The following is a 1,075-nucleotide window of genomic DNA, read 5'->3' on the forward strand; positions in this document are numbered from 1 at the left end:
AGCGTGGCCGCGACGATGTCGTCCGCGAGATCGATATTGAGCGCGCCTTCCTTCGTGACGATCAGCTTCATGAAGTCGAGCAGATTGCGTGCATACAGCGCGGATGCGTCCGACGCGACCATCGACGCCAGATTCGTATGGCCCGCGATCGTCACGCCATGCTTGACGACGACCTTGTCGGCTTCCGTCAGCGGACAGTTGCCGCCGCGCCGGCCCTCGTACTCGGGGCCACGTCCCGCCGCGAGGTCGATCAGCACGGAGCCGGGCTTCATCGCCTGCACGGTTTCCACGGAGATGAGCGTCGGCGCGGGGCGGCCTGGAATCAGCGCCGTTGTGATCACGACATCGGCCTGCTTCGCGCGCTCATGGACGAGCGCCGCCTGGCGCGTGAGCCACGAAGGCGGCATCGGCCGCGCGTAGCCACCGACGCCTTCAGCCGCTTCGCGTTCCTCATCGGTTTCGTACGGCACATCGAGGAATTTCGCGCCCAGCGATTCGATCTGCTCTTTCACGGCCGGGCGCACGTCGGACGCTTCGATCACGGCGCCGAGGCGCTTGGCCGTCGCAATCGCCTGCAGGCCCGCGACGCCCGCGCCCAGAATCAGCACGCGCGCGGCCTTCACGGTGCCCGCGGCCGTCATCAGCATCGGCATGAAGCGCGGATACAGATCGGCGGCCAGCAGCACCGCCTTGTAGCCCGCAATGTTGGCTTGAGACGACAGTACGTCGAGACTTTGCGCACGCGTCGTGCGCGGTGCGGCTTCGAGCGCGAACGCAGTCATGCCCGCAGCGGCGAGCTTTGATGCGTTTTCCGTATTAAACGGCTCGAGCATCCCGACCAGCACGCCGCCGCGTTTGAGAAGCGGCAGTTCTGAATCGGTGGGGCTCTGGACCTTGAGAACGAGCTCTGCGCCGAACGCGGTGGGCGCATCGGCGAGTTCCGCGCCCGCCGCTGCATAAGCGTCGTCCGGATAGGCTGCGGCCGTCCCTGCGCCGCGCTGGACCGTTACCCGATGACCTTGTGACACGTACTTCTTCACCGTCTCGGGCGTCGCGGCGACGCGTGTTTCGTACG

1 protein-coding gene is annotated in these 1,075 nt (G+C 66.4%); it reads right to left on the reverse strand.

The genetic code is table 11. The features are described 5' to 3' along the window. Positions 1 to 1,075: NAD(P) transhydrogenase subunit alpha (locus J8I87_RS43990; protein ID WP_245254634.1), on the reverse strand; the 1,075-nt coding region annotated here is incomplete at both ends.

This window comes from Paraburkholderia sp. LEh10 (genome assembly GCF_017814945.1).
Lineage (GTDB): Bacteria > Pseudomonadota > Gammaproteobacteria > Burkholderiales > Burkholderiaceae > Paraburkholderia.